The 4,213-nt window shown below is 46.7% G+C and carries 3 protein-coding genes; 1 reads left to right on the top strand and 2 read right to left on the bottom strand.

Going from position 1 to position 4,213, the window contains the following annotated elements:
• Nucleotides 1–706: 706 nt before the first annotated feature.
• Complete coding sequence (locus tag ACO9K6_RS20875; protein WP_424769455.1) at nt 707–1,699, bottom strand: lipoate--protein ligase; 993 nt, start codon at nt 1,697–1,699, stop codon at nt 707–709.
• A gap of 166 nt (nt 1,700–1,865) precedes the next feature.
• Between ACO9K6_RS20875 and ACO9K6_RS20870 the strand changes: the two genes are divergently transcribed.
• Entirely contained in the window at nt 1,866–2,423 is a 558-nt protein-coding gene (locus ACO9K6_RS20870; RefSeq protein ID WP_424769454.1) for an NUDIX domain-containing protein, read from the top strand.
• A gap of 90 nt (nt 2,424–2,513) precedes the next feature.
• Here ACO9K6_RS20870 and ACO9K6_RS20865 read toward each other — a convergent pair whose 3' ends face one another.
• A complete protein-coding gene (locus ACO9K6_RS20865; protein WP_424769453.1) occupies nt 2,514–3,845 on the bottom strand; it encodes an ArsB/NhaD family transporter in 1,332 nt (443 codons plus the stop codon).
• Nucleotides 3,846–4,213: the final 368 nt, after the last annotated feature.

Here is a 4,213-nt window from a genome sequence, read left to right as displayed (position 1 = left end):
GTGTGGAGCTGACGAATACTAATCGGTCGAGGGCTTATCCTAAAAAAGTTTGCATGGACCCATACATCCGGCAGACAATAGCTAAAGAATACTATGCCTGTTTTGCATCCGGTTTTCAGAGCGCAAAGCTCATAAAGAGACAGTATTGCCAATTTGGCAGGTACTGAAAAAGGCCATGATTTTCAACTTTTGTTGAAAATCATGGCCTTTTCGTTGCTAAGGAACAAATTACTTTATTTAAGTGATGAATATCGATTATTGGGATAAGTAATAGTTTCTTAATTAATGGCAAATAACTAACAGGAAGCCAGAGGAAAGGAGCAGTGAGTATGGGCGATGATTCAATAAAACCAAACGGGTCACAGCATGTCGAGCGACCTTCGAACGATCCGAAAAAGCAAGGAAGATCGGCAGCAAAGAAAAAGTCGAAATAAAATGTAAAAAAGGCATGTTATTGTCATGGTGTAACACTATTCGTACGAAGGGTCATGTTGCCGCGGCAATATGATCCCTTTATGATGCATATTCGTCAAAAAAATAACATTTGAGTGTACACGGCTATTCCTCACAAGGGAAAGATATGGGCAACTTTGCTCGGTTTTATCAGAAGCGTTTAATCGACCCTTATTTACAACACCGACTCTGTCACTGTATCGTGAAAAAGCGCAAGACCCTTAGCCTAGCTAGAGGGTCTCTATCCGCATTACTATAAAAGCAGCGCCAGCCATTCTTCCTTCGTGACAGGCCCGAAGTAATACGGCAGATCGATGTGCTCGAGCAGCTGCTTCAGCGCTGTGGCTTCATATCGGGCACCGATAAGCTGTCCAGCGACTTCATGGCTGTCGCCGCGACCGAAGAAGTCGCCGTAAATGACAGCGTCAACGATAATACCCTCCTCGACCTGAAGACGGATATCGAAGGTGCCTGCGCCCTCGATCCGTTTTTTCTGCTGCACATTGAAGGAAGGGGAGTGTCCGTAGTTCCATTCCCAGCTCCGGTAGCGCTCATCGGCAAGCTTTTGCACATTTGCCCAGTCCTGCTCAGTAAGCTCATAGTATGGAATTTCATCAGAGCCTTCGAAGATCGATTGCAGCAGGCGCTGCCTGAATTGTTCAACGGTCATAGGCGCTTGAAGAAACTCTGATATATTCGCGACACGGCTGCGGATGGATTTTGTTGATTTAGAAACATATTTCTCGGCATTCACCTTCAGCGCAGACACGACATTTTCAATTTCAGAATCGAATAAAAGCGTGCCATGACTGAACATTTTACCCTTTGTGGAAAACTGCGCATTGCCGGATATTTTCCGCTCGCCAACCTGGAGATCGTTGCGGCCTGACAACTCGGCAGCTACGCCAAGCTCTCGAAGAGCGCGGACGACCGGCTCGGTAAACTTCTTGAAGTTATGGAACGACTGACCGTCGTCCTTCATAATAAAGCTGAAATTCAAATTGCCGAGATCATGATAGACAGCTCCGCCGCCGGATAGCCGGCGAACGACGTGAAGCTTATTTTGCTTCACATATTGTGCGTTGATTTCTTCCACCGTATTCTGGTTTTTGCCTATGATGATAGAGGGCTCGTTGATATAGAAGAGCAGGTAGTCATCGGAATTAGGCAGCGAGCGCAGAATGTATTCCTCTAGCGCCAAATTTAGCGACGGATCGGTTACCCCCTTGTTGCTAATGAACCGCATCGAATTATTCCTCCCTTATGGTGCTCATAAGGGCATTATACTCGTCCTGTAATCTGTTTTTCAAACTCAACTTGCAAGGAAGCTGCTGCCCTCCTGCTAGGCAACGGCCGAAATAGCCAGTATAATCGGATGAGGCATAAGTTTAATACAGAGGTGACGGAGATAGATGGAAGCGAAATTTTGTATGACCTGCGGTCATGAGCTGGAAACCCGCGACGTCGATGGAACCATGAGAAGAGCGTGCACCAGCTGCAGCTTTGTTCATTGGGGCAGCTACAGTATTGGTGTCGGAGCACTTATCGTCAAGGACGATAAAATATTGCTCGTTCGCAGAGCGCAGGAGCCTGGCAAGGGCTATTGGACAAATCCTGGCGGTTATATTGAGCAGTTCGAGCCAATCGAAGCAACGATTCAAAGAGAGGTGCTGGAGGAATGCGGCGTTGAAGCGACCGTCAAAAATGTCGTGGCGCTGCGCGACCAGCCAAGAAGCATTCATAATATCTATATTGCATTCGAAATGGAATACATCAGCGGCGAGCCGACACCTGATCAAGTGGAGGTGGATGCGGCAGGCTTCTTCAGCTTGCAGGAGCTGGAGACGATGAATGTTGCCGGCTTCACGCGCTGGCTTGTGGACGTTGCTTTTCATGGCCGCACGCAGGGCTTGACGATGGATACGGAGCCCGTCGTTCCGCTAGACGGCTATGGGCTGTTCCGGGTTTAAAGAACCCGTACGTTTTCTCCATTAGATTCATAAAATATGAGGTGCATGCTTCTCTTTTTGGGACCTTCTTCCGGAAGGTCTTTTTTTTGTCTAAAATACCCAGAGTACCCAATAAGACAATAGGAGCAGCGTAAAAATAACGGTTATTGGAATGACGACGGCTGTGACTCTTAAATACTGGCCCCAGCTTATTTTGACACCGCCTTTACGCACGATATGCATCCACAACAGGGTAGCCAGCGTGCCGATCGGGAGGAGGAGCGAGCCGATATCGCTGCCGATTACGCTTGCGAGATAAGCGATTTTTAACGTCATTGGGTCGAGTCCCATATTCGTAATGGCAAGCGTTCCAATCATTAAAGCAGGGTGATTATTGAACAAATTAGATAAGATACTAAGCAGTCCGCCCATCACGACGCTCGCATTTACGAGACTATCAGAGATGATCGGCTGCAGAGCTAGAATCAGCCATGCGGTCAGTCCGATGTTATTCAGGCCAGAAATAATGACGTACATGCTGAAGGCGAACAGCAAAATAAACCACGGCGTTTTCCTCAGCATATCTGCCGGAGAAATTTTCAAATAAAACCAGCGCCAAGCAAGCAGGAGCGCGGAGCCGATAACGGCTGTCAAGGAAACCGAAAAATGAATATATGAGGCGATAAACAAGCTTATGCGCACAAGGAATACGAAGATAAGGATGTTTCGCATGAATGCGGTGCGGTTTACCTGAGAAACGCTTTCCTGCAGGGGATGCTTTCGAGTGATTAACGACCACCGGGCAACGGGCGGCAGGGCTTTAGGGAGAGTGCGATAGAAGGCGGCGAATAGGAGAAGCGAGAGCAGGATAAGCCCTAGCATAGCCGGAACAAACATCATGGCGGTGTGCATGTAGAGATCCATATCGACGATTTTTAACGCAATTAAATTTACGATGTTGCTTACCCCGATGGGGGCGCTGGCGGCTGTTGCAATTAATGCGCCAGATAAGAGATAGGGTATTTTCTGATGATTTTTTAACCCCATGTTTTGCAGCAGCAGGAGCAGTATCGGCGTTGTAATTAAAATACTGCCGTCGTTGTTCACAAATAGCGTCATCAGAAAGCAAAATAGATTCGTTAGCCAAAATAATCGAATACCCGAGCCTTTTGCTTTTTCCGTCAGAAGCTCGGCAGCCCAGTAGAAAAATCCGAAGCTTTCCAGTACGATCGCCATGACGATCGTCGCTATGATCGTGACCGCTGCGCCGCCTATCGTTTCCGTAATTTGGCCTAGATCAGTGAGCGTCACGCTGCCGCTAAGAAGAACGAAAACAGCGCCAACCGTTGCGGGGACCGCCTCATTGACCTGCGGTCGCCAGAAGATAAAGCCGATTGTTAAGAGAAAGGAAATAACGGTAACAATGATCATCAAATCGTGCATGCGATTACCTCTTTTCAAAAAATGGAAGTGATTCTCTGATTCTCTCTCGTAATAAGCACTCCTTTCTATTAGAAGGTGATAGAATCTATGTACTGTATGTATACGTACAAGACAGATAGTTTGTACTGGTCAATGTCCCTATCTCTATTAAAATCTGCTCCTATCAATTGCTGATGTTTGTCACGCAATGATAGATAGCTAGCGTGGATAAGAGTCTATAACGATAACATGAAGTGCATCCAATGAAAGGAATAAATTATTTGTATAAAAAAGAAGAAGCTATCCGACCGGTGAACTGCACCCCGTCAAGTAGACAGTACAAAAAATAAAAATCAGTTATGCGGCCTTAGTCCTGAATTCCATTGGAC

Origin of the sequence: Paenibacillus praedii, from assembly GCF_049725345.1 — a bacterium.
In the GTDB taxonomy this organism is placed as follows: Bacteria; Bacillota; Bacilli; order Paenibacillales; family Paenibacillaceae; genus Pristimantibacillus.
This window is presented reverse-complemented; position numbering and strand designations above follow the sequence as displayed.

Bases quoted from the DNA above. Each gene is read 5' to 3' on its own strand.
- ACO9K6_RS20870 (WP_424769454.1), top strand. From the start codon at position 1,866: ATGGAAGCGAAATTTTGTATGACCTGCGGTCATGAGCTGGAAACCCGC.
- ACO9K6_RS20865 (WP_424769453.1), bottom strand. From the start codon at position 3,845: ATGCACGATTTGATGATCATTGTTACCGTTATTTCCTTTCTCTTAACA.
- ACO9K6_RS20875 (WP_424769455.1), bottom strand. From the start codon at position 1,699: ATGCGGTTCATTAGCAACAAGGGGGTAACCGATCCGTCGCTAAATTTG.